Origin of the sequence: Azohydromonas sediminis (assembly GCF_003574675.1) — a bacterium.
Lineage (GTDB): Bacteria > Pseudomonadota > Gammaproteobacteria > Burkholderiales > Burkholderiaceae_C > Calidifontimicrobium > Calidifontimicrobium sediminis.
The window spans coordinates 39,543-59,989 of sequence record NZ_QOAZ01000022.1 but is presented as its reverse complement, the minus strand read 5'-3'; the positions used below and the strand labels follow the sequence as shown (position 1 = coordinate 59,989).

The 20,447-nt window shown below is 73.2% G+C and carries 22 protein-coding genes; 12 read left to right on the top strand and 10 right to left on the bottom strand.

Going from position 1 to position 20,447, the window contains the following annotated elements:
* Positions 1-447 (bottom strand): transposase (locus tag DRV96_RS12245; RefSeq protein WP_162911035.1); only part of this gene is annotated, 447 nt, incomplete at its 3' end.
* A 260-nt stretch (positions 448-707) separates the two neighbouring features.
* Between DRV96_RS12245 and flhD the strand changes: the two genes are divergently transcribed.
* The 6 genes from flhD to DRV96_RS12215 all read left to right on the top strand — a co-directional run bounded on the left by flhD (position 708) and on the right by DRV96_RS12215 (position 4,965).
* Positions 708-1,031, top strand: a complete 324-nt coding sequence (gene flhD, locus DRV96_RS12240) for a flagellar transcriptional regulator FlhD (protein WP_119291450.1) — start codon at positions 708-710, stop codon at positions 1,029-1,031.
* 60 nt (positions 1,032-1,091) lie between these two features.
* Positions 1,092-1,664: a flagellar transcriptional regulator FlhC gene (gene flhC, locus DRV96_RS12235; RefSeq protein ID WP_119291448.1), complete on the top strand. Its 573-nt coding sequence runs from the start codon at positions 1,092-1,094 to the stop codon at positions 1,662-1,664.
* Positions 1,665-1,935: 271 nt separating this feature from the next.
* Complete coding sequence (motA, locus tag DRV96_RS12230) at positions 1,936-2,796, top strand: flagellar motor stator protein MotA (protein ID WP_119291445.1); 861 nt, start codon at positions 1,936-1,938, stop codon at positions 2,794-2,796.
* 146 nt (positions 2,797-2,942) lie between these two features.
* The gene (gene motB, locus DRV96_RS12225) at positions 2,943-3,899 is read left to right on the top strand and encodes a flagellar motor protein MotB (RefSeq protein WP_119291443.1); all 957 of its coding nucleotides are present in this window, start codon (positions 2,943-2,945) and stop codon (positions 3,897-3,899) included.
* A gap of 20 nt (positions 3,900-3,919) precedes the next feature.
* Positions 3,920-4,318, top strand: coding sequence for a chemotaxis response regulator CheY (cheY, locus tag DRV96_RS12220; protein WP_119291440.1), 399 nt, complete (start codon positions 3,920-3,922; stop codon positions 4,316-4,318).
* Between the two features lie 14 nt (positions 4,319-4,332).
* Entirely contained in the window at positions 4,333-4,965 is a 633-nt protein-coding gene (locus tag DRV96_RS12215) for a protein phosphatase CheZ (RefSeq protein WP_119291438.1), read from the top strand.
* Positions 4,966-5,051: 86 nt separating this feature from the next.
* On the opposite strand, the gene ppc is transcribed toward DRV96_RS12215, so the two are convergent.
* The gene (gene ppc, locus DRV96_RS12210) at positions 5,052-7,850 is read right to left on the bottom strand and encodes a phosphoenolpyruvate carboxylase (RefSeq protein ID WP_119291436.1); all 2,799 of its coding nucleotides are present in this window, start codon (positions 7,848-7,850) and stop codon (positions 5,052-5,054) included.
* 88 nt (positions 7,851-7,938) lie between these two features.
* Here ppc and hemC point away from each other — a divergent pair, with 88 nt between their 5' ends.
* From hemC to DRV96_RS12195, 3 genes are read left to right on the top strand one after another with little or no spacing between them, the layout of a single operon-like run.
* Positions 7,939-8,877 carry a hydroxymethylbilane synthase gene (gene hemC / locus DRV96_RS12205; RefSeq protein WP_119291434.1) on the top strand — a complete coding sequence of 313 codons (939 nt, stop codon included), beginning with the start codon at positions 7,939-7,941 and terminating at the stop codon, positions 8,875-8,877.
* Positions 8,878-8,881: 4 nt separating this feature from the next.
* Positions 8,882-9,652 (top strand): uroporphyrinogen-III synthase, encoded by a 771-nt coding sequence (locus DRV96_RS12200; RefSeq protein WP_119291432.1) that lies wholly within the window; start codon positions 8,882-8,884, stop codon positions 9,650-9,652.
* Positions 9,653-9,690: 38 nt separating this feature from the next.
* On the top strand, positions 9,691-10,539 hold the full coding sequence (locus tag DRV96_RS12195; RefSeq protein WP_119291430.1) for a 2OG-Fe(II) oxygenase: 849 nt from the start codon (positions 9,691-9,693) through the stop codon (positions 10,537-10,539).
* 7 nt (positions 10,540-10,546) lie between these two features.
* Here DRV96_RS12195 and DRV96_RS12190 read toward each other — a convergent pair whose 3' ends face one another.
* Together DRV96_RS12190 and DRV96_RS12185 are read right to left on the bottom strand one after the other, a co-directional pair.
* The gene (locus tag DRV96_RS12190) at positions 10,547-11,815 is read right to left on the bottom strand and encodes an MgtC/SapB family protein (RefSeq protein ID WP_119291428.1); all 1,269 of its coding nucleotides are present in this window, start codon (positions 11,813-11,815) and stop codon (positions 10,547-10,549) included.
* Positions 11,812-13,167, bottom strand: a complete 1,356-nt coding sequence (locus DRV96_RS12185; protein ID WP_119291426.1) for an MBL fold metallo-hydrolase RNA specificity domain-containing protein — start codon at positions 13,165-13,167, stop codon at positions 11,812-11,814. The genes DRV96_RS12190 and DRV96_RS12185 overlap by 4 nt, the downstream gene beginning before the upstream one ends.
* Before the next feature lie 131 nt (positions 13,168-13,298).
* Between DRV96_RS12185 and DRV96_RS12180 the strand changes: the two genes are divergently transcribed.
* Positions 13,299-13,637 (top strand): YegP family protein, encoded by a 339-nt coding sequence (locus tag DRV96_RS12180; protein ID WP_119291424.1) that lies wholly within the window; start codon positions 13,299-13,301, stop codon positions 13,635-13,637.
* A 27-nt stretch (positions 13,638-13,664) separates the two neighbouring features.
* Here the strand turns inward: DRV96_RS12180 and DRV96_RS12175 are convergent, their stop codons facing one another.
* The 6 genes from DRV96_RS12175 to DRV96_RS12150 all read right to left on the bottom strand — a co-directional run bounded on the left by DRV96_RS12175 (position 13,665) and on the right by DRV96_RS12150 (position 19,083).
* Positions 13,665-15,128: a DEAD/DEAH box helicase gene (locus DRV96_RS12175; protein WP_119291422.1), complete on the bottom strand. Its 1,464-nt coding sequence runs from the start codon at positions 15,126-15,128 to the stop codon at positions 13,665-13,667.
* Positions 15,129-15,324: 196 nt separating this feature from the next.
* Positions 15,325-16,689, bottom strand: coding sequence for an ATP-binding protein (locus DRV96_RS12170; RefSeq protein WP_419187052.1), 1,365 nt, complete (start codon positions 16,687-16,689; stop codon positions 15,325-15,327).
* Complete coding sequence (locus DRV96_RS12165; protein ID WP_119291419.1) at positions 16,686-17,354, bottom strand: response regulator; 669 nt, start codon at positions 17,352-17,354, stop codon at positions 16,686-16,688. Before DRV96_RS12165 ends, DRV96_RS12170 begins: the two co-directional genes overlap by 4 nt.
* A 62-nt stretch (positions 17,355-17,416) precedes the next feature.
* Positions 17,417-18,172, bottom strand: coding sequence for a cytochrome b/b6 domain-containing protein (locus DRV96_RS12160; RefSeq protein ID WP_119291417.1), 756 nt, complete (start codon positions 18,170-18,172; stop codon positions 17,417-17,419).
* The gene (locus DRV96_RS12155) at positions 18,144-18,641 is read right to left on the bottom strand and encodes a diheme cytochrome c (RefSeq protein WP_119291414.1); all 498 of its coding nucleotides are present in this window, start codon (positions 18,639-18,641) and stop codon (positions 18,144-18,146) included. The genes DRV96_RS12160 and DRV96_RS12155 overlap by 29 nt, the downstream gene beginning before the upstream one ends.
* A gap of 28 nt (positions 18,642-18,669) precedes the next feature.
* Positions 18,670-19,083 carry a DUF1924 domain-containing protein gene (locus tag DRV96_RS12150; RefSeq protein ID WP_119291412.1) on the bottom strand — a complete coding sequence of 138 codons (414 nt, stop codon included), beginning with the start codon at positions 19,081-19,083 and terminating at the stop codon, positions 18,670-18,672.
* 165 nt (positions 19,084-19,248) lie between these two features.
* On the opposite strand from DRV96_RS12150, the gene DRV96_RS12145 reads away from it, so the two are divergent.
* Both DRV96_RS12145 and DRV96_RS12140 read left to right on the top strand, forming a co-directional pair.
* Entirely contained in the window at positions 19,249-19,971 is a 723-nt protein-coding gene (locus DRV96_RS12145) for a hypothetical protein (protein WP_119291410.1), read from the top strand.
* 113 nt (positions 19,972-20,084) lie between these two features.
* The gene (locus DRV96_RS12140; protein WP_235823379.1) at positions 20,085-20,441 is read left to right on the top strand and encodes a hypothetical protein; all 357 of its coding nucleotides are present in this window, start codon (positions 20,085-20,087) and stop codon (positions 20,439-20,441) included.
* Positions 20,442-20,447: the final 6 nt, after the last annotated feature.

Sequence of the window (20,447 nt, the reverse complement as noted above, 5' to 3'; positions counted from 1 at the left end):
CGTGGACTTCAGCAGCTGCTCGACGCCGGCTTCGCCCAACACCCGCCGGAAGCGCCCGAGCTGCGTGGCGTCGCACGGCAGCCTCGGCTCGTAGTAGGTCATGCCGCTGAAGAACTGCCACACGACGTTCTCGCTCCAGCGCGCGACGAGCTCCTCGTCGCTGAGGTTGAAGGCGTGCTTGAGGTACAGCAGCGACACCATCAGGCGCAGCGGCAGCCGCGGGCGCCCCGCGTTGCTCACGCCCGCGCCGGCCAGCTGCACCGTCGGGCCGAACAGGTCCGCGCCCTCGACGAGCCGTCCGGCGCGATCGCGGTGCGCGAAGGCTGGCGCCAGCGCCGCCTCGATCTGCGCCCACGGCATGCGCGTGGCCAGCACGGCCAGCGGGTGGCGCAGGTCGATCATCGTGTCCAGGCGCGCGCGGAAGAAGTCGTCGGTGGCCATCGGCAGCAGTCTCAGAACTCCCAGAAACTGCGGCCTATTGGATTCGTTGCTGGGAGTTCGCGCCATCGGCATTCACCCCGCAAAGCCAGTGTTCATGCGGGTTGCGGGGGTTTTGCAGGGCCGACCACGTAAGTCTTTTTCTGACAGATGGCTCGGAAGAACGGGGACTCAAGCCACCGAACTGGCCTGATAACCGCGCCCAGTTCGCGCTCCTACAGTTCGTTGCACACCGTCACCGAAACCCACCGTCAGACAAGGAGCCCCCGATGAACGCCGACCAAGTCCTCGCCGAGATCCGCGAAGCCAACCTGTCGTACCTGATGCTCGCGCAGAGCCTGATCCGCAGCGACCGCGAGCAGGCGCTGTTCCGCCTGGGCATCTCGGAGGAGACGGCGACGATGATCGCCTCGCTGACGCCGGCGCAGATGATGAAGATCTCGTCGGGCAGCACGCTGCTGTGCCGCTTCCGCATGGACGACGAGCTGGTGTGGAGCCTGCTCACGAGCCACGGCAAGAGCGCCGCCAACGACAGCGTCAGCCGCCTGCACGCATCGATCCTGATGGCCGGGCGCCACCAGGAAGCGGCCTGAAGCCGCCGTCACCGGCCGTCCACCGCAGTCCACAGCAGTCCACCAGGAGGGAGAACGACCATGGCCCGCATCAAGAGCATCCTCACCGAGGCCAAGCAGATCGAGCGCGCCGTCACGCTGATCCGGCTCGGCGCGCGCCTGCAGGTGCTGGAGTCGGAGACCGACCTCAGCTACGAGCGCCTGCTGCGCCTGTACAAGGAAGTCGCGGGCAAGAGCCCGAGCAAGGGCCAGCTGCCGTTCTCGACCGACTGGTTCATGACCTGGCAGCCCAACATCCACGCCAGCCTGTTCCTCAACATCCACGAATACCTCAACAAGGCCGCCGCGCTCGACGAGATCGACGTCGTCATCAAGGCCTACCAGCTGTACCTCGAGCAGACGCAGGCGCAGGGCCTGGAGCCGCTGCTGTCGATCACGCGCGCGTGGCGGCTGGTCAAGTTCGTCGACAACGGCATGCTGACGATGACCAAGTGCCGCAAGTGCGGCGGGCACTACGTTACGCACCCGCACGAGATCGCCAAGCACTACGTGTGCGGCCTGTGCAACCCGCCGGCGCGTGCCGGCAAGGGCCGCGCCAGCGGCGCGCTGCACCTGGGTGGCGTGCGCGCGCTCGAGGGCGCCGACGTGCACTGATCACGCCGCGCGTGCTCAAGCCGGCGCGCCGGCAGCCGAAACCGCGGACATCGGATCGCGATTCATTGCTTGTCTCCTCCTGGCACAGTCCGCTGTGCTTTTCCCCGGCGGGTCGGCCACGGCCCGCCGGTTTTTCTTTGCGGGCCGCGCGGTGGTGTGCTGAGCGGCCGTTCACCGTCGTGGCCGCTTCGGGGGGGCAGGCGGCGCTAGGCGATTCAAGTCGCCCCCGAGGGCGCCGATAACGGCCGCAGGCACAGGCCCACATCGCACCATGTTCGTCATCATCGGTTGGCTCGTCGCGCTGGGGTGCATCTTCGGCGCCTTCATCATCCACGGCGGCAACATCGGCGTGATCCTGCACGCGCTGCCGACCGAGATGATGGCCATCCTCGGCGGCGCGATCGGCGCCTTCGTCGTCAACAACCAGACCAAGGTGCTGAAGGCGACGGTGGGCGCGATCGCCGGCTGCTTCAAGGGCAGCAAGTACACCAAGGCGCGCTACATGGAGCTGCTGGCGCTGCTGTACGACATCCTGCAGAAGGCGCGCAAGGAAGGCCTGATGTCGATCGAGAAGGACGTCGAGGAGCCGCACAGCTCGCCGATCTTCCAGAAGTACCCCAACATCGGCAACGACCACCACGTCGTCGAGTTCGTCACCGACTACCTGCGCATGATGGTGTCGGGCAACCTCAACGCGCACGAGATCGAGTCGCTGATGGACAGCGAGATCGAGACCCACCACCACGAGGCGCATGCGCCGGCGGCGGCGGTGGCGCGGCTGGCCGGTGCGCTGCCGGCGTTCGGCATCGTCGCCGCGGTGCTCGGCGTGGTCAACACGATGGGCTCGGTCGGCCAGCCGCCGGCGGTGCTCGGCGGCATGATCGGCTCGGCACTGGTGGGCACCTTCCTCGGCATCCTGCTCGCGTACGCGTTCGCCGAGCCGCTCGCGGGCCTGATGGAGCAGAAGGTCGACGAGGGCACGAAGGAGCTGCAGTGCGTCAAGACGACGCTGCTGGCCAGCATGCAGGGCTATGCGCCGCAGGTGGCCGTCGAGTTCGGCCGCAAGGTGCTCTATTCGACCGAGCGCCCGACCTTCAGCGAGCTCGAAGGTCACGTGAAAGGCAAGAAGTGAGGCTCCCCCCCGAAGCGCCTTCGGCGCTCCCCCCCCAGGGGGGCGCCGCCAGCGGACCGGCAAAGCCGGATCCGCGGCGGCCGCTTGACGTGGCCGCTCGCGCCTTCGGCGCTTGCGGCCTTCGCGATCGCATGCCGGAGTGAGTCATGGCCGGTGATGCGAAGAAGCTGCAGCCGATCATCATCAAGCGTGTCAAGAAGGGCGGGCACGCCGCGCATGGTGGCGCGTGGAAGATCGCCTACGCCGACTTCGTGACGGCGATGATGGCGTTCTTCCTGCTGATGTGGCTGCTCGGCAGCACGACCGAGGGCGACCGCAAGGGCATCGCCGACTACTTCAACTCGCCGCTGAAGATTGCGCTGCTGTCGTCGGGCTCGGGCGCCGGCGACGCATCGCACGTCATCAAGGGCGGCGGGCAGGACCTGACGCGCACGACCGGGCAGGTCAAGCGCGGCGACATCGCCGCGCCGCGCGCCACCGTCAACCTGCAGGCGCTCAAGGAAGAGCAGATCCGCGCCGAGCGCGCGCGGCTCGAGGAGCTGCGCGAGAAGGTCGAGCGGCAGATCGCCGCCAACCCGCGCCTGGCGTCGCTGGCCGCGCAGATCCGCCTCGACATGACGCGCGACGGCCTGCGCATCCAGATCGTCGACGAGCAGAACCGGCCGATGTTCGCCAGCGGCAGCGCCGTCGTGCAGCCGTACATGCGCGAGCTGCTGCGCGAGATCGGCGGCGTGCTCGCCGAGGTGCCCAACCGCCTGACGCTCGAGGGCCACACCGACGCGACGCCGTTTGCCGGCGGCGAGCGCGGCTACAGCAACTGGGAGCTGTCGTCCGACCGCGCCAACGCGTCGCGCCGCGAGCTGATCGCCGGCGGGCTGCCCGAAGACCGCGTGCTGCGCGTGCAGGGGCTGGCGGCCAGCGTGCCGCTCGACAACCAGGACCCGCTGCTGCCGCAGAACCGCCGCATCAGCATCATCGTGATGAACCGCGACGCCGAGGACCGCTTCTTCCGCACCGCCCCCGAGGTGGCCGAAGCGCTCGGCACCGGCGCCGCCGCTCCCCCGACCCCATCGATCGCCCCCGATCTGCCCGCTTCGCGCTGAAGACCCCCGAGAGGACCGCCATGAGCAACCCGACCGAACTGAAGTTCCTGATCGTCGACGACTTCTCCACGATGCGCCGCATCATCCGCGGCCTGCTCAAGGAGATGGGCTGCAACAACGCCGACGAGGCCGAGGACGGCGCGATCGCGCTGAACATGCTGCGCGCGCAAAAGTTCGACTTCGTCGTCAGCGACATCAACATGCCGAACATGAACGGGTTCGAGCTGCTCAAGGCGATCAAGGCGGACGACAGCCTCAAGCACATCCCGGTGCTGATGGTCACCGCCGAGGCGCGCAAGGAGGACATCGTGCTCGCGGCGCAGAGCGGCGCGGCCGGCTACATCGTCAAGCCCTTCACCAAGGCCACGCTCGAGGAGAAGGTGCAGAAGATCATGCAGAAGCTGGCCGCGACGGCCTGAGCGGGAACGACGAGATGAAGATGGACGACCTCTCCACGCTCGCGCCGCAGATGGCGGCGCAGGCCTCGCCCGAGATCTTCCAGCAGCTCGGCCACATCACGCGCCAGCTGCACGACACGCTGCAGCAGCTCGGCGTGATGCCCAAGCTGCAGATCGCCGCCGACGGCCTGCCCGACGCGCGCAGCCGGCTGAACTACATCGCCAACAAGACCGCCGAGGCGGCCAACAAGGTGCTGAACTCGGTCGACCAGGCCAAGGCCGAGCACGGCCACATCGCCGCCGAGACGCGCCGCATCGCGCAGGCGATCACCGCCGACCCGGTCAAGGCGGTGGCCTCGGGCGCGGTGTTCAACTTCGTCGCCGACGTCGAGGCGTCGACGGCGCGCATCGACCAGCACCTGACCGACATCATGCTCGCGCAGGACTTCCACGACCTCACGGGCCAGGTGGTGGCCAAGGTCGTCGCGCTGGCCACCGACCTCGAGGACAGCCTCGTCAAGCTGCTCGTGCAGGCCGCGCCGCCCGAGCAGGCGCAGAAGGTCGAGGCTGCCGTGCTCAACGGCCCGGTCGTCAACCCCGAGGGGCGCACCGACGTCGTCAAGAACCAGAGCGAGGTCGACGACCTGCTCGCAAGCCTCGGGTTCTGAAGCCGCGGGCCTTGCCCCAGCCCCTCGCAGAGCTCGGGGCCTTCGGCCCGTCCAAGCCCGCGCAGGCGGGCTTGGAGCCGCGGGCCTCAGCCCGTGTTGCGCAGGCCGGCGGCGATGCCGTTGATCGAGATGTGGATGCCGCGCTGCAGCCGCTCGTTGACGGTCTCGCCGTCGCGGCGGTGGCGGTAGCGGCGCATCAGCTCGACCTGCAGGTGGTTCAGCGGGTCGAGGTACGGCAGCCGGTGCTCGATCGCGCGGCGCAGCGACGGGTTCGACGCCAGCCGCTGGCGCTGCCCGGTGATCAGCGTCAGCGCGTCGTGCGTGCGCTGCCACTCGGCCTCGATCGCGGCGAAGATGCGCTTACCGAGCTTCCTGTCGTCGACCAGCTCGAGGTAGCGCTGGGCCAGCCGTAGGTCGCTCTTGGCCAGCACCATGTCGAGGTTGGCCAGCAGCGTGCGGAAGAACGGCCACTGGCGCACCATGCGCTGGAGCAGCGCGAGCCGCCGCGCGCGCTCGCCCGGACGCGCATGCAGGTACGCGTCGATCGCCGAGCCGAAGCCGTACCAGCCGGGCAGTGCGACGCGGCACTGGCCCCAGCTGAAGCTCCACGGGATCGCGCGCAGGTCCTCGATCGCGCGCGTGGCCTTGCGTGAGGCCGGCCGCGAGCCGATGTGGAGTTCGGCGATCTCGCGGATCGGCGTGGCGGCAAAGAAGAAGTCGGCGAAGCCCGGCGTCTCGTAGACCAGTGCGCGGTAGGCGCGCAGGCTCGCGTCGCTGATTTCGGCGGCGGCGTCGAGAAACGACCGCGGTGCGCTCTTCGTCGGGTGCAGCAGCGTGGCCTCGAGCGTCGCGGCGACCAGCGTCTCGAGGTTGCGCCGCCCGATCTCGGGGTGGGCGTACTTCGAGTGGATCACCTCACCCTGCTCGGTCAGGCGGATCTGCCCGTTCACGGTGCCCGGCGGCTGCGCGAGGATCGCGTCGTAGCTCGGGCCGCCGCCGCGGCCGACGGTGCCGCCGCGGCCGTGGAACAGGCGCAGCGTGATGCCGTGCTCGCGCGCCAGCGGCTCGAACATCGCCGCCAGCGCGACTTCGGCGCGGTACAGCTCCCAGTTGCTCGTGAAGAAGCCGCCGTCCTTGTTGCTGTCGCTGTAGCCGATCATCACGTCCTGCTCGCCGCCGGCGCGCTGGATCATCGCGAGCACGCCGGGCAGCGCGTAGAACTCGCGCATGATGGCCTCGGCGCGCCGCAGGTCGGCGATGGTCTCGAACAGCGGCACGACGATCAGGTCGTTGACGGCGCCGGCGTCGAGCGTGCCGCGCAGCAGGCCGGTTTCCTTCTGCAGCAGCAGCACCTCGAGCAGGTCGCTGACGTCCTCGGTGTGGCTGATGATGCAGTGGCGCAGCGCCGCGGCGCCGTAGCGCCGGCGGCCTTCGAGCGCGGCTTCGAAGACGGCCAGCTCGCGCTGCGCGAGCGCCGAGTAGGCGTGCCCGATCACGCGCAGCGGCCGCGCATCGTCGAGCAGTCGCAGCAGCAGCGCGCGGCGCGCCGGCTCGTCGAGCGCCGCGTAGTCGGGCTCGACGCGCGCGACGCGCAGCAGCTCGGCGACCACCGCCTCGTGCTGGTCGGAGCTCTGGCGCAGGTCCAGCGTCGCGAGGTGGAAGCCGAAGACCTGCACCGCGCGCATCAGCGGCGCGAGCCGCGGCGCGACGAGCGCGCTGGCGTGGTGGTGGTGCAGCGACGCCTCGATCACGCGCAGGTCGGCGAGGAAGTCGTCGGCGCTCGCGTACGGGTCCTGCGGCGCGACGGCGTGGCGCAGCGCCTCGGTGCCGGTCAGCTCGTGCAGCGTCGCGGCCAGCCGCGCGTAGATGCCGGTCAGCGCGCGGCGGTACGGCTCGTCGGCGCGGTGCGGGTTGCGGTCGGGGCTGCGCTCGGCGAGCGCGAGCATCGCGGGCGTGACCGGTGCGAGCAGCTGCGAGGTCGACAGCTCGGCGCCGAGCTCGTGCACCTCGGTCAGGTAGAAGCGCAGCGCGACCTCGGCCTGGCGCGCGAGCGCCATGCGCAGCGTGCCGGCGTCGACGTTGGGGTTGCCGTCGCGGTCGCCACCGATCCACGCGCCCATGCGGAAGAACGGCGCCACCTCGCGCCCGGGCAGCGCGCGCTCGAGGTCGCGGTACAGCCGCGGCACCTGGCGCAGGAACGTCGTCGGGTAGTACGACAGCGCGTTCTCGATCTCGTCGGCCACCGTGAGCCTGGTGTAGCGCAGCATGCGCGTTTGCCACAGCTGCGTCACGCGTGCGCGCAGCAGCTGCTCGTTGTCGGCGCGCTCGGCGTCGGTGCGCAGCGCGTCGCGCTGGCCGACGAGCTCGGCGATCGCGCGCTCGGCGTCGAGGATGCTCTTGCGCTGCACCTCGGTCGGGTGCGCGGTGAGCACCGGCGAGACGTAGGCGTGCTGCAGCGTGCGCGCGACGTCGTCGGGGCGCACGCCGGCGTCGGCCAGGCGCTCGAAGGTGCGCGCCAGCGAGCCGTCGAGCTTGCGCCCGCGGCGGTCTTGCTCGGCGAGCGCGCGCACCTGGTGGCGGTCCTCGGCGATGTTGGCCAGGTGGCTGAAGTACGTGAACGCGCGGATCACGCTGACGGTCTGGTCGACCGACAGGCTCTTGAGCAGGCGGTCGAGCGCGCGGCCGGCGTCGGCGTCGCGCTTGAGCCGGTAGGCCACCGACAGCTGCCGGATGCGCTCGACGAGCTCGAACGCCTCGCGTCCTTCCTGCTCGCGGATCACGTCGCCGAGGATGCGCCCGAGCAGGCGGATGTCGTCGACGAGCGGACGGTTGTGGGCGGCGGCGTCGGCGGCGTTCGTCGCGCGCTTCGCGGCGGTGCGTGGCATGGGTTCTCCCCGGGTCCGGGCGCGATGCTAGCGACCCGCGTGCCAGGCGGCCGTGGCGCGCGCGGTGCCGGCCCCGATAATGACCCGCATGAGTCCACCGCTGACCATCGCCACCCGCGAAAGCCGCCTCGCCCTGTGGCAGGCCCACCACGTGCGCGACCTGCTGCGCGAGCGCTTCGGCGCCACCGTCGAGCTGCTCGGGATGACGACGCGCGGCGACCAGATCCTCGACGTCACGCTGTCGAAGGTCGGCGGCAAGGGGCTGTTCGTCAAGGAGCTCGAGACCGCGCTCCAGGACGGGCGCGCGCAGCTGGCGGTGCACTCGCTGAAGGACGTGCCGATGGAGCTGCCGCCGGGCTTCGTGCTGGCCGCCGTGCTCGAGCGCGAGGACCCGCGCGACGCCTTCGTCAGCAACCGCTACGCAACGCTCGCCGAGCTGCCGGCCGGCGCGGTGGTCGGCACGTCGAGCCTGCGCCGCGAGGTGCAGCTGCGCGCGCTGCGGCCCGATCTGAGGATCGAGCCGCTGCGTGGCAACCTCGACACGCGGCTGCGCAAGCTCGACGACGGCGGCTACGACGCCATCGTGCTCGCCGCCGCCGGCCTCAAGCGCCTCGGGCTCGCTGCGCGCATCCGCGCGCACTTCGACGTCGACGCGATGCTGCCGGCCGCCGGGCAGGGCGCGCTGGGCCTCGAGGTGCGCGACGACGCGCACGCGCTGCGCGAGATGCTGGCCGCGCTGACGCATGCACCGACGTGGCTGGCCACGCACGCCGAGCGGGCGGTGTCGCGCGCGCTCGGCGGCAGCTGCAGCATGCCGCTGGCTGCGCACGCGCGCTTCGACGGCGGCGTGCTGCGCCTGGACGCGCTGCTCGGCGACGCGCAACCCGACGCGCACGGGCGGCGCCGGCCGCTGCTGCGCGCGCGCGTCGAGGCCGCCGTTGGCGACGCCGCGCAGGCCAGCGCGCTCGGCGAGCGCGCGGCGCAGGCGCTGCGCGCGCAGGGCGCGGCCGCGTACCTCGGCGGCTGAGCCGATGCGCGTGCTCGTCACGCGGCCGCAGCCGCAGGCCGACGAGTGGGTCGCGCGGCTGCGCGCGGCGGGCATCGACGCCGTCGCGCTGCCGCTGATCGGCATCGCCCCCGTCGACGACGCGGCGGCGCTGGACGCCGCGTGGCGCGAACTCGGCAGCGACGCGGCACCGGCGCTGGTCGTGTTCGTCAGCCCGAACGCGGTCGTTCAGTTCTTTGCCCGCCGCCCGCCGCATGCGCGCTGGCCGGCGCCCACGCGCGCCGGCGCGCCGGGCCCGGGCACCGCGGCCGCGCTCGCCGCACAGGGCGTCTCGGCCGCGGCGATCGTGCAGCCGGCGGCCGACAGCGGGCAGTTCGACAGCGAGTCGCTGTGGCTGCAGCTGCGCGCAGGTGACTGGCGCGGCACACGCGTGTGGATCGTGCGCGGCGAGGGCGGGCGCGACTGGCTGGCCTACACGCTGCGCGCCGCCGGCGCCGACGTGCGCTTCGTGCAGGCCTACCGCCGCGGCGCGCCGGCGTGGACGGCCATCGAGCGCGCGCGCTGCGACGCCGCGCTCGCGGCACCGGCGTCGCACCTGTGGCTGTTCAGCAGCTCGGAGGCGGCGGGCCACCTGCGCACGCTGGCGCCCGGTGCCGACTGGGCAGCGTCGGCCGCGCTCGCGTCGCACCCGCGCATCGCCGAGGCCGTGCGCGCGCTCGGCTTCGGCCGCGTCGACGAGGTGCGGCCCGACTTCGACGCGGTGCGGCGCGCGATCGAGGCGCACGCCGCGCGCTGAGCGCATCCGAGGCGCCGGCGATTGGCCACAATCGCGGCATGAGCATCGTCCGTCAGGCCGTCACGCCCGAGCTGCGGCGCTGGATCGTCGAGCAGGCGCGCGCCGGCCAGCCCCCCGAGTCCGTCCTCGCCGCGATGCGCGCCAGTGGCTGGCAGGAAGACGTCGCGCTCGACGCGCTCGAGACGACGCTGCGCGACTTCCTGCGCGAGCACGGCGTCGTGCCGCCGCCGGTGGCGGTGCCGGCGCCGCGGCTCGACGGCTCGCCCAGCGTCGTGCGTGCGGCCGACCGCGACGTGCGCGTGCTGATGCAGATGCAGCTGCCGCGCGTCGTCGTCTTCGGTGGCTTGCTCGCCGACGACGAGTGCGACGCGCTGATCGCGCTGGCGCGCCCGCGGCTCAAGCGCTCCGAGACCGTGCAGCAGACCACCGGCGGCAGCGAGGTCCACGCCGCGCGCACCAGCCGTGGCATGTTCTTCCAGCGCGGGGAGACCGAACTCGTCGCGCGCATCGAGCGGCGCATCGCCGAGCTCGTGCACTGGCCGGTCGAGAACGGCGAGGGACTGCAGGTGCTGCACTACGCGCCCGGCGCGCAGTACGAGCCGCACCACGACTACTTCGACCCGGCGCAGCCGGGCACGCCGCGCATCCTCGAGCGCGGCGGCCAGCGTGTGGGCACGCTCGTGATGTACCTGAACACACCGCTCAAGGGCGGCGGCACGACGTTCCCCGACGTCGGCCTCGAGGTCGGCGCCGTCAAGGGCAACGCGGTGTTCTTCAGCTACGACCGTCCCGACCCGGCGACGAAGACGCTGCACGGCGGCGCCCCCGTCATCGAGGGCGAGAAGTGGGTCGCCACCAAGTGGCTGCGCGAGGGCGTGTTCCGCTGAGCCGCGCTCAGCCGGCAGCCAGCGCGCGCGCGGCCGCGGCCGCGAGCCACGACAGCGCCAGCGTGCCGCCGACGGCGGCGGCGTAGCGCGCGCCACCCGAGGCGAACGCGACGACGCTGCGCACGACGGTGTTGGTGCCGATCGCGGCGAGCACCGCGAGCGTCGCGGTGCCGACGTCGATGCGCCCCTGGCCGACGAGCCCGCCGAGCGCGACGATGCCCGACTGTGCGTCGACCAGCCCCGACAGCGCGCTGCCGGCGAGCACGCCGGCGTCGCCGAAGCGCGACTGCGCGGTGCTGACGAGCAGCGTGACGCCGGCCAGCACCAGCGCGACGGTGGCCGCCTCGCGCACGCGCAGCGGCCCGCGTCCGGCCGCCGGGGTCGCGGGCGTGGCGTCGGCCGGCGTGCGCGACAGCGCGAGCGCGCCGCCCACCGACACCGCCGCGCCGGCCACCGCGGCGGGCCAGAACGCGGCGGCGGCGGGTGGCGAGACGGCGGTCAGCATCACGAGGGCCTGCGTCCACGTCGCCGCGTTCGACATCACGGCGCCGCCCATCGCGAGGCGCTGCGCCGACGGCGTGCGCCGCGCGAGCGCGCCCATCGACGCGACGGTGGCGGTGCTCGAGACGAAGCCCGACGCGAAACCGGCCACCAGCAGGCCGCGGCGCGCGCCGAGCCAGCGCAGCGCGACGTGGCCGGCGGCCTGCAGCAGCAGGATCAGCAGCATCAGCGCCGCCAGCGTGTGCGGGCGCAGCCCGGCGAGCCACGGCAGCGGCGCGTCGGGCAGCAGCGGCAGCACGACGAGCGCGAGCGCGGCCAGCAGCAGCGCGTCGTGCAGCTCGGCCTCGGTGAGCAGCTGTGTCGCGAAGCGGTGCAGCCGCGTGCGCGCGGCGAGCACGACGGTCAGCACGACGGCCGCCGCGGCGGCCAGCGCCGGCTGCGAGACGGCGAGCACGCCGATGCCGTAGGTCACGACGAGCGCGAGCTCGGTGGTCATGCCCGGGTCGCGCGAGCGCCCGCGCGCGTAGGCGATCGCCACCAGCGACACCACCGCGAGCGCACCGAGCAGCACCAGCCAGCCCGGCCGCGCGCCGCCGTCGGCGACCTGCGCCAGCGCGCCGCCGAGCGCGGCGATCGTGAACGTGCGGATGCCGGCCGGCTCGCGCCCCGGGCCGCGCCCCTTGCGCCGCTCGCGCTCGAGGCCGACGAGCAGCCCGGCGCCGAGCGCGACGGCCACGCCGACCACGGCGTCGGACGCGAGCGCGGAGCCGTTCACACGTCGAAGCGCCCGCCGTGCGGCGGCACGCGCACGCGCCAGCGCAGCTCGTCCTGGATGCGCAGGCGCAGCGCGTCGGCAGCGTCGGGTTCGCCGTGCACGACGAAGGTCTGCCGCGGCGCGCGGTCGAAGCCGCGCAGCCACTGCATCAGCCCCTCGGCGTCGGCGTGGCCCGAGAACACCTCGAGGTGGCTGACCTGCGCGCGCACCGGCACGTGCTCGCCGTGGATCTTGGCCGTCGGCTCGCCGGCGATCATGCGCGCGCCGCGGCTGCCGGGCACCTGGAAGCCGGGGAACACGACGTGGTGACGCGGGTCGGGCGCCATCGCCTTCAGGTGGTGCAGCACGCGCCCGCCGGTGGCCATGCCGCTGGCGGCGATGATGATGGCCGGGTAGTGGCGGTGCGCCAGGCGCATCGACTGCTCGGCCTTCGCGACCATCGTCACGCCGTCGGTCAGCGTCGCGATCTCGCGCGCGCTCACCCGCAGCAGCTTGCGGTGGCGCTGGTACAGCGCGGTGGCCTCGATCGCCATCGGGCTGTCGAGGAAGATTGGTAGTTTGGCGGGGATCTGGCCCGCGGCCTTCAGGCGCTGCAGCACGAGCAGCAGCGCCTGCGCGCGGCCGACGGCGAAGGAGGGCAGCAGCACCGAGCCGCCGCGGCCGATCGTGTCGCGTACGACCGCGCCGAGGTGCTGCATCGCGTCGTCGCGCGGGTGGTTGCGGTTGCCGTACGTCGACTCGACGAGCAGCACGTCGGCGTGCGGCACGCGCTGCGGCGGCGGCATCAGCAGGTCGTCGTCGCGGCCGAGGTCGCCCGAGTAGACCAGCGTGTCGCTGCCGGCGCGCAGCGTCACCGCGCACGCGCCGAGCAGGTGGCCCACCGGGGTCAACCCGACGCGCACGCGCCCGATCGCCAGCTCGCGCCCGGGCGCAAGCGGCACGATGCGGGCCAGCGTGCGCTTCGCGTCGGCGGCCGTGTACAGCGGCAGCGCCTTCTCGTGCTTCGAGTAGCCGTAGCGGTTCGCGCGCCGCGCGTCCTCCTCCTGCAGGCGCGCGCTGTCGAGCAGCAGCACCTCGGCGAGGTCGCGCGTCGCCGGGCTGGCGTAGATCGGGCCGTTGAAGCCGGCCTTCACGAGCCGCGGCAGCCAGCCGCTGTGGTCGAGGTGCGCATGGCTGAGCACGACGGCGTCGGCGGCGAGCATCTCGGCCGGCGGCGGCTGCCAGTTGCGCTCGCGCACCACCTTGAAGCCCTGGAACATGCCGCAGTCGAGCAGCAGCCGTGTGCCGGCCATCTCGACGACGTGACGCGAGCCGGTGACGGTGTCGGCGGCACCGAAGAAGTGCAGTCTCATGGCGCGAGCATGCCACGGCGCGGGGCAGGGCTTGCCCGGGGACGCGCCGCGCCGGCGGTGCGGTTAGGCTGGCGCAGGGGCCGGTGTCCGTGCCGGCCCGCCGTCGATCACGCATCCGCAGGAGGACCCCCATGGCCGGCAAGTTCGAACTCAGGAAGTCCAGCAACGGCAAGTACTACTTCAGCCTGCTCGCAGGCAACGGCCAGGTGATCCTGACCAGCGAGATGTACGAGACCAAGGCCTCGGCGCTCAACGGCATCGAGTCGGTGAAGAAGAACGCCGGCGACGCCGCGCGCTACGAGCGTGCGGTGGGCAGCAACGGCAAGCCGTACTTCACGCTGAAGGCGGCCAACCACCAGGTCATCGGGCGCAGCCAGATGTATGCCGACGCGGCCGCGCGCGACGGCGGCATCGCCGCCGTCACCGCCGAGGCGCCTGGCGCGGCGGTCGACGACCAGACCGACAAGTAAAGGTCGGTCAGGCCGCGCCGCAGGCGCTCAACGCTTGGGCTGCGTCAGCCGCGGCCCCGGTCGCGGTGCGTCGCGCCGTCCGTGCGGCTGGCCGTGCGGTGCCGGCTGCGTCGCGTGGCCGGCGCCGACGCGGTCGTGCCGCGGCGCACCGCCGTGACGCGACGGCTGGCCTTGCAGTGCCGTGCCTTCACGGCGCGCCGGCTGCGGCGGGCGCGCCGCGGGCTTCGGCGCGTCGCGGCGCGTGTCGGGATGGCCGCCGCCGGGTCGGCCACCACCCCCACCGCGCCGGGCGCCGCCGACGCCGATCGTCATACGCCCGAGCACGATCGGCTCGGCGCGCTCGCCCGGCGGCGGCTCGAAGCCCGGCACGGTTTCGCGCGGGATCGCGCGCTTGATCAGCTTCTCGATGTCGGCGAGGAAGATCTCCTCGTCGAGGCACACGAGGCTCAGCGCCTGCCCCGGCGCGCCGGCGCGGCCGGTGCGGCCGATGCGGTGCACGTAGTCCTCGGGCACGTTGGGCAGCTCGAAGTTGACGACGTGCGGCAGCTGGTCGATGTCGATGCCGCGCGCGGCGATGTCGGTGGCCACCAGCACCTGCAACGTGCCGGCCTTGAACTCGGCCAGCGCCTTCGTGCGCGCGCCCTGGCTCTTGTTGCCGTGGATCGCCATCGCGCTGATGCCGTGGTCGTTGAGGTACTCGGCCAGCCGGTTCGCGCCGTGCTTCATGCGCGTGAAGACGAGCACCTGGTGCCAGTCGCCGCTGCGGATCAGGTGCGCGAGCAGCTCCTTCTTCTTGTCGCGCCCGACCGGGATCACCTTCTGCGCGATCGTGTCGGCGGTGGCGTTGCGGCGCGCGACCTCGATCAGCGCCGGCCGGTTCAGCAGGCGGTCGGCCAGCGCCTTGATCTCGTCGCTGAATGTGGCCGAAAACAGCAGGTTCTGCCGCTGCGGCGGCAGCAGCGCGAGCACCTTGCGGATGTCGTGGATGAAGCCCATGTCGAGCATGCGGTCGGCCTCGTCGAGCACGAGGATCTGCACGTGGCTCAGGTCGAGCGTGCCCTGCTGTTGGTGGTCGAGCAGCCGCCCGGGCGTGGCCACGAGGATGTCGACGCCCTGGCGCAGGCGATCGATCTGCGGCTGCATGCCCACGCCGCCGAACATCACCATGCTGGAGAGCTTCAGGTACTTGCCGTAGCTGCGCACGCTCTCCTCGACCTGCGCGGCGAGCTCGCGCGTGGGCGTGAGGATCAGCGCGCGGATCGCGATGCGGCCGCGCGCGTCGCGCGCCGGCGGCGTGCTCGACAGGCGCTGCAGCAGGGGCAGCGTGAAGCCGGCGGTCTTGCCGGTGCCGGTCTGCGCGCCGGCGAGCAGGTCGCCGCCGGCCAGCACGGCGGGGATCGCCTGCGCCTGGATCGGCGTGGGGGTGTCGTAGCCCTGCTCGCGCACGGCGCGCAGGATCGGCTCGGCGAGGCCGAGGTCGGTGAATTTCATCGGTGAGGGGGCCGCACGGGCGGCCAGGTCGCTGCCTGCGGCACCCGGGCGGGTGCACCAGTCGGCAAGGCAGCGGGGCAGGGGGAAACGTCGGAGCGACGGGGTCGCGGCGACTGGGGTCGCGACCGTTGGCCACAGTGTAGCCGCTGTGCCGTGGCGACGCGTGCGCGCCCGCCGGCCGGCGGTGCGGCCCGGCTCACGCCGCCGCGTCGGCGAGCGGCGCGTTCAGCCGCACGTGCAGGCCGCCGAGCGCGGCACTGCGCCCGACGTCGACGTCGATGCCGTGCACGGCGGCGATGCGCCGCACGATCGACCAGCCCAGCCCGCTGCCGCTGGCAGCGCTGCCGGGCTCGCGGAAAAAGCGCTGGCCGAGCTGCGCGATCGCGTCGGGCGGCAGTCCGGGGCCGCCGTCGTCGACGTCGACCACGGCGCGTGCGCCGACCGTGCGCACCGCGACGCGCACCGGCGCGCCGGGCGGGCTGTAGCGCAGCGCGTTGTCGACGAGGTTGCGCAGCAGCACCGCGAGCAGCGTCGCGTCGGCGCGCACTTCGCAGGCGGGCGCGGCGTCGAGCTCGAGAGACTGCTTGCGCGCCAGCGCCTTCGGCGTGAGGTCGGCGACGACCTGGCGCGCGACGGCTGCGAGGTCGACGCGCTGCAGCGCCGGCGCGCTCCCGGCCTCCAGCCGCGACAGCGTCAGCAGCTGCTCGACGAGCCGCGTCGCGCGGTCGCAGCCTTCGAGCGTGGCGCGCAGCGCATGGCGGCGCGCCGCGTCGTCGGTCTCGCCGAGCGCGACCTGCGCCTGCGTGCGGATCGCGGCGATCGGCGTGCGCAGCTCGTGCGCCGCGTCGGCGGTGAAGCGCCGCTCCGACTCGAGCAATTCGCCGATGCGCGCGAACAGCGCGTTCAGCGCGTCGATCAGCGGCGCGATCTCGCTCGGTGCGCCGCCCACCCGCAGCGGCTGCAGCGACGCCGGCGTGCGCTCGACGAGCGCCTGCCGCAGCCGGCGCAGCGGCGCCAGACCGCGGTGGATCGCCCACCACGCGGCCAGCGCGAGCAGCGGCAGCGCGAGCGCCATCGGCCACAGTGTGTCGCGCAGCACGGCGCGCAGGATCGCGTCGCGCGAGCGCGTGCGCTCGGCGACGTAGACCTGCACGTCGCGCTCGGCGCCGTACGCGGCGAACACGCGCCACGGCTCGCCACCGAGCCGAATCGTCGTGAACCCGCTGCGAAAACCGCGCTCCGGCGCGACCAGCGGCGCGGTCGGCGCGTTGGCTGAGCGCAGCGCGAGCTGCCCCTCGTGGAACACCTGGAACGCCACGCGCGGGGCGTAGCGGTGCAGCGTCGGCGCGTCGAGCGTGCGGTCGTCGTCGTGCTCGATCTCGCCGGCGGCCTGCACGACGAGCAGTGCGGCGGCCTGCGCGAGGTGTGCGTCGAGCAGCTCGTCGAGCTCGTGGCCGACATCGACGTAGACGGTCACGGCGGCGGCCGCCCACACGCCGGCGACGAGGGCCAGCACGAGGGCCAGCAGCCGGCCCTGCAGCGAGCGCCGTCGCGGGTTCACGATGCGGCGTCGCGCGGCAGCAGGTAGCCGACACCGCGCACGGTCTGGATCAACCCGGCGCCGAGCTTGCGGCGCAGGTGATGAACGTGCACCTCGACGGCGTTGCTCTCGACCTCCTGGCCCCAAGCGTACAGGTGCTGCTCGAGCTGCTCGCGCGTCATCACGCGCCCGGCGTTGAGCATCAGCGCGTGCAGAAGGTCGAACTCGCGCGTCGACAGCGAGACCGGCTCGCCGTGCAGCGTCACGGCGCGTGCGGCCGGGTCGACGACGACGCCGTGCGCCGCGAGCCGCTCCTGCGGCTGGCCGTGCGCGCGGCGCACCAGCGCGCGCAGCCGCGCGGCGAGCTCGTCGAGGTCGACCGGCTTGACGACGTAGTCGTCGGCGCCGACGTCGAGGCCGCGCACGCGGTCGGGCACCGCGTCGCGCGCGGTCAGCACGAGCACCGGCAGCGTCGCGCCGGCACGGCGCGCGGTGGCGAGCACCGCCAGGCCGTCGCGGCCCGGCAGGCCGAGGTCGAGCACGGCAGCGGCGTAGGGTTCGGCGCGCAATTCGCGCTCGGCGGCCAGACCGTCGCGCACCCAGTCGACCTGGAAGCCGCGCTGGCGCAGGCCGGCGCGCAGCCCGTCGCCGAGCAGCGGGTCGTCTTCGACGAGCAGGATGCGCATGCCTCGATTCTGCGTGCCGTGACGGCGCGACCCCGTCGGCGCGCCCTCGCCACCGTCGACGTTCAGTCGTCGTCGTCCTCGTCGTGGTGACCCGCCTTGCCGCCGTGGCCCGCGTCGCCGGTCAGCGCCGGGCGGTCCGCCCCGATGGCCGGGGCCGACTGCCACTGCAGCGCCCAGAAGCCCAGCACCGCGGCCAGCATCAGCGCACCGACGCTGGTCCACGCGCGGCGGATGCCCTCGCGCGGGTCGCCGTGCTTGTAGCCGGTGAACATCGCGCCGACCAGGTTCTCGCGGTGCATCCAGCTCGCGATCGCGACGCCGGCCACGTGGACGAGCACGACGGCCATCATCGCGTTGGCCGCGCCCTCGTGCAGGTCCTCGAGCGCCTCGCCGAAGACCTCGTGGTAGGTGGCCCAGCCGGAGAAGGTCAGCACCGCCGCCAGCGCCAGCATCGCGACGATGGCCAGCGCGCCGGCCGGGTTGTGGCCGACGTGGTGCTGCGGCTGCCCGCGCAGCAGCGCGCCGACGTAGCGCGCGACGGCGCGCGGGCCGCGCACGAAGTCGGAAAAGCGTGCGTGCTTCGTGCCGATCAGCCCCCACACGAGGCGGAACGCCACGAGACCGGCCATCGTGTAGCCGAGCGTGACGTGCAGCAGGCGCCAGCGCTCGCTCTCGGCGGTGATCCACGCGCCGGCGAAGCTCAGCACCATCAGCCAGTGGAACACGCGCACCGGCACGTCCCACACGAGGATGCGCGGGCCCCTCGTGGCGGCGGCCGTCGCGGGCGCGTCAGCGGGGGATGCGGACGTGGCGTTCACTGTAGTCTCCCTGGTCGGCACGGGTGTGGCAGGCCGCGCAGTTCGAGGCGCTCTTGACGGCGGGCGAGGTCCATGTCGCCGGGCGCACCTCGCGGTGCTCGCGTTGGAACCACGCGCTGCGGGTGATGCGGTCTTCGGGCGGCGCGGCGGCCTCGCGCTGCGTCTTGCGGTAGGTGCCGGCGTGCCTGTCGAGCCAGGCGCCGATCTCGGCCAGCGTCTGCGCGTCGAGCGACGCGTCGGTGCCGAAGTGGTTCTGCAGGTTGGACATCAGCCGCTGCCACGACGCCGCGGGCAGCATGCCCGGCGGGTAGGCGGTGTGGCACGCGCCGCATTCCTGCCGGTATTTCGGCAGCAGCGGCACGCGCGCGGCGACGCCGTCGTCGTCGGCACGGGCGGCGCCGGCCCAGGCGACGGCAGCGAGGGCGCCGAGCCAGGCCAGGCGGCGCCTGGGGGTGGGGGTGTGGGTCATCGCGGCACTCCGGTCGCAGTGGAAGGGATCAGGGCTTGAGCGTGAGCAGCCACGCGAGCACGTCGGCCTTCTCGCCGGCGGTGCACTCGCGGCCCATCACGTCGTTGCAGTTGCGGCGGAACCACTTCTCGACCTTCGCCGGATCGGTGAAGCGCTCGGCGTTGGCCGCGGGGGCCAGCGGCTGGATTGCTTTGCCGGTCGACGCGTGCTTGCCGGCGGCGGTCGGCGTGGCCCCGTGGCACGACGCGCAACTCCACTCGCGGCCGTGCGTGACCGTGAACAGCCGCTGGCCGCGCTCGGCGACGGCCGGGGTGCCGGCTGCCGCCTGGTAGGCGGCGAGCTGCTCGGCGGCGGTGGCCGCCGACGCGGCGCCCGGCAGGCCGAGCGCAGCCGCGAGCACGGTCGCGAGGGCAGCGACGAGGGGGACGATGGGTGGTTTCATGGCAGCTGCGGGTCGGGATCGCATGGAACGCATGTTTCCCCGCCGCGCTTAGGGCTTTCTTAAGCCGCGGCGCGGCGTTGCCGGATACCCGACGACCCATAATTGCGGCGCGCGGCGGTCGCCTCGTGGGCGCGGCCGGCGCGGTGTCGACAAGGAGCGTGTGCCATGCGTGAGCTGCGATGGATTCGGGTGCTGGGTGTCGTCGCGTCGCTGCTGCTGGCCGGCGTGCCGGCGCGTGCCGCCGACGCGGCGACCGACGCGATCCAGGCCGCTTACGCGCCGTACCGTGTGGCGCTGGTGCGCACCAACGCCAAGGCGCAGGCGGAGTCGGAGCGCGCGATCGCCGACGCGATCGCGGCGTGGCGCGGCGTCGTCGAGCGCTTCGGGGCCGTCGCGCCGCCGCCGTACGACCGCGATGCGCGCTTTGCGGCCACCCTGGCCGAGGTGGCTTCGATCTACGACGAGGCGCAGCGGCGCGCGCGCGCCGGTGACCTCACCGGGGCGCACGAGGTGCTCGAGCGCGTGCGCGACCTGCTGGCGGACTTGCGGCAGCGCAACGGCGTCGTCGTGTTCAGCGACGCGATGAACGCCTACCACGCCGAGATGGAGCATGCGATCGCCGAGGGCCCGCGCCTGCTCGACGAGCCGCAGGGCACGCTGAAGCTGATGGCGCGCGTGGGCACGCTCGAGTACCTCGCGGCGCGCCTGCGCACGCAGGCGCCCGCCGCGCTGCAGGCCGACGCCGACTTCGCGGCAGCCCAGCGGGCGGTGGCCGAGTCGGTCGCGGCGCTGCGCGCGGCCGTGCTGGCGGGCGACCGCGCAGCGATCGACCGCGCGCTGGCCGCGCTCAAGGGGCCGTACGGGCGCATGTTCCTGCGCTTCGGCTGAAGCCGCCGCCCGCGGGCGGTGCGCGCGGCGGCGGGCGCGGCCTTGAAATGCGGTGCCGCGCGCCCCATTTTTCCTCGCAGTGACCGGCCCTTTGCCGGCATGCTGGATCCGCGATGAACACGCCCTCGACGAACGACCCGAACGCCATGCTCGTCATCCCGGCGCGCCTGGGCTCGGTCGCGCTGCTGGCCCGACTGCTGCAGCGGCTCGAGCAGCAGCCGCAGCGCGTGGCCCCCGAGCAGTACCGTGCCGTCGCGCAACGGCTCGCGCAGGTGCTGGCCGATGTGCCGACCGACGACGAATCGCAGCGCGCGCTGCGTGCGCTGATGGACGCGATGCCGGTACTGGCCGAGGTCTACGAGAACCTGCACTACGAGCGCGCCGGGCTGTGCCGCGCGCCGCTGGTGGCGGCCGCGCGTGCCGAAGTCGCCGCGCGCGAAGCGATCGCGCGCGCCGCAGCGGCGCGCTGAACGCAC

Bases quoted from the DNA above. Each gene is read 5' to 3' on its own strand.
- flhD (WP_119291450.1), top strand. From the start codon at position 708: ATGAACGCCGACCAAGTCCTCGCCGAGATCCGCGAAGCCAACCTGTCG.
- flhC (WP_119291448.1), top strand. From the start codon at position 1,092: ATGGCCCGCATCAAGAGCATCCTCACCGAGGCCAAGCAGATCGAGCGC.
- motA (WP_119291445.1), top strand. From the start codon at position 1,936: ATGTTCGTCATCATCGGTTGGCTCGTCGCGCTGGGGTGCATCTTCGGC.
- motB (WP_119291443.1), top strand. From the start codon at position 2,943: ATGGCCGGTGATGCGAAGAAGCTGCAGCCGATCATCATCAAGCGTGTC.
- cheY (WP_119291440.1), top strand. From the start codon at position 3,920: ATGAGCAACCCGACCGAACTGAAGTTCCTGATCGTCGACGACTTCTCC.
- DRV96_RS12215 (WP_119291438.1), top strand. From the start codon at position 4,333: ATGAAGATGGACGACCTCTCCACGCTCGCGCCGCAGATGGCGGCGCAG.
- ppc (WP_119291436.1), bottom strand. From the start codon at position 7,850: ATGCCACGCACCGCCGCGAAGCGCGCGACGAACGCCGCCGACGCCGCC.
- hemC (WP_119291434.1), top strand. From the start codon at position 7,939: ATGAGTCCACCGCTGACCATCGCCACCCGCGAAAGCCGCCTCGCCCTG.
- DRV96_RS12200 (WP_119291432.1), top strand. From the start codon at position 8,882: ATGCGCGTGCTCGTCACGCGGCCGCAGCCGCAGGCCGACGAGTGGGTC.
- DRV96_RS12195 (WP_119291430.1), top strand. From the start codon at position 9,691: ATGAGCATCGTCCGTCAGGCCGTCACGCCCGAGCTGCGGCGCTGGATC.
- DRV96_RS12185 (WP_119291426.1), bottom strand. From the start codon at position 13,167: ATGAGACTGCACTTCTTCGGTGCCGCCGACACCGTCACCGGCTCGCGT.
- DRV96_RS12180 (WP_119291424.1), top strand. From the start codon at position 13,299: ATGGCCGGCAAGTTCGAACTCAGGAAGTCCAGCAACGGCAAGTACTAC.
- DRV96_RS12175 (WP_119291422.1), bottom strand. From the start codon at position 15,128: ATGAAATTCACCGACCTCGGCCTCGCCGAGCCGATCCTGCGCGCCGTG.
- DRV96_RS12165 (WP_119291419.1), bottom strand. From the start codon at position 17,354: ATGCGCATCCTGCTCGTCGAAGACGACCCGCTGCTCGGCGACGGGCTG.
- DRV96_RS12155 (WP_119291414.1), bottom strand. From the start codon at position 18,641: ATGACCCACACCCCCACCCCCAGGCGCCGCCTGGCCTGGCTCGGCGCC.
- DRV96_RS12150 (WP_119291412.1), bottom strand. From the start codon at position 19,083: ATGAAACCACCCATCGTCCCCCTCGTCGCTGCCCTCGCGACCGTGCTC.
- DRV96_RS12145 (WP_119291410.1), top strand. From the start codon at position 19,249: ATGCGTGAGCTGCGATGGATTCGGGTGCTGGGTGTCGTCGCGTCGCTG.
- DRV96_RS12140 (WP_235823379.1), top strand. From the start codon at position 20,085: ATGAACACGCCCTCGACGAACGACCCGAACGCCATGCTCGTCATCCCG.